1 protein-coding gene is annotated in these 1597 nt (G+C 40.4%); it reads right to left on the minus strand.

All coding sequences use genetic code 11. The annotated features are described in order from the left end of the window. Positions 1–344 precede the first annotated feature (344 nt). The gene (locus tag BN67_RS05995) at positions 345–1454 is read right to left on the minus strand and encodes a Fic family protein (protein WP_019223240.1); all 1110 of its coding nucleotides are present in this window, start codon (positions 1452–1454) and stop codon (positions 345–347) included. Positions 1455–1597: the final 143 nt, after the last annotated feature.

The following is a 1597-nucleotide window of genomic DNA, read 5'->3' on the forward strand; positions in this document are numbered from 1 at the left end:
ACTTTTTCCTTAATCAACTGTGTTTTATTTATTTGGTAATTGAAGCAAATGATTTTCTACAATACTGCGTTCCGTCTTAGTAAGTAATGATAAATTACTATTTTTATAATGTTGCGAATATAATTGCATAATCACTTTGCACATCATTTAGTTTTTTACTCGCAAAAAGATGATGATACTCTTGGTAAACGACGTTTTATTGTCAATGATGTCACGGTAGAAAAGTTTGAGAAATCGTAAAAACATCCAAAAATGAAACTTACTAGTCGTTTTATGAATTCATCATTTTATGGGAGTATTAAAATATGTACTTATATGAAAGTCCAAAAATACCCACAATACAGTTATTCTTTGCGGTCTGGTAATCTATAGCTGGTGTTGCGTCCAGCACCAGGATTTTGAATGAAGATACTACGTTCTTTCAGTTCCTGAATATCACGAAGCGCCGTGTCATTTGAGCACCTAGCCAGCTTGGCGTATTTTGAGGTATTTATAAAGCCTTCAAAATTATCCTCAAGCATGCGGTTAATGATTAGCCGTTGCCGATTATTGACAGGCTTTTGATTAATTCTCTCCCAAAGTTGTGCTTTGAATAGAACATTGCTAAGCGTCGTTTCAGCATTATCAATGGCACGGCCAAGGCAATCTAAGAACCAAGATAGCCAGTCTGTAATATCGGGAGTGGCTCGTTGTTGTTTTTCAAGCTGATTGTAATAATTTTTCCGTTCGGTTTCAATTTGCGAGGAAAAACTATAAAAACGCTCTTGTGTTTCATCCGCACGAGCAAGCGCCATATCACCGATAGCGCGGGCAATTCGTCCATTTCCATCTTCAAATGGGTGGATTGTCACAAACCACAGGTGAGCAATGCCTGCTCTGATAATAGGATCAGTGTCATCTTTCCGTTCTAACCACGTGAGAAACCGTGCCATTTCTTTTTCAAGCCGCTCGGCATTTGGGGCTACAAAATGAACCTTTTCTTTACCAATAGGACCAGAAACGACCTGCATAGGGTCAGCATCTGCTTTACGCCAGCCACCAACGGTGATTTTATGCATACCGCTTCGTCCCGTTGGAAATAAGGCGGCGTGCCAGCCAAACAATCGTTCTTTTGTGAGCGGTTTAAAGAATTGCTGTGTGGCATCAAGCATCATCTCCACGATACCTTCAACGTCACGGCTCGCAGGAATAAGTCCGGCAATGTCAATTCCAAGCCTGCGAGCAATAGATGAACGGACTTCTTCTGGGTTTAGGTGCTCACCTTCAATAGCTGAGGATTTAACAATATCATTGGTAAGAGTAGTGAGGGAAGCCTCGCGTTTAAATATAAAGCCAAGTCCCTCCATACGACCAAGCAAGCGGCCTTGTCGATGCCGTATATCAGCTAGTTTTAAGACGAAGGCGTTCGTATCCCACATAAATTTTGGCCAGTTTTTATGTTCATGAATCCACATTTTAATCACCACATAATTTATAGTGATTATACGGACTATTCGCCATAAATCAAGCTGTATCACCGCAAATTATGCGGTGATTAAGCCCTATATTCACCGCAGTTGACTGATGGCTACTATTTGTCGTCAAAGCTGTTGAAAAA

It is taken from the genome of Bartonella rattaustraliani AUST/NH4 (assembly GCF_000312565.1).
Classification (GTDB): Bacteria; Pseudomonadota; Alphaproteobacteria; order Rhizobiales; family Rhizobiaceae; genus Bartonella; species Bartonella rattaustraliani.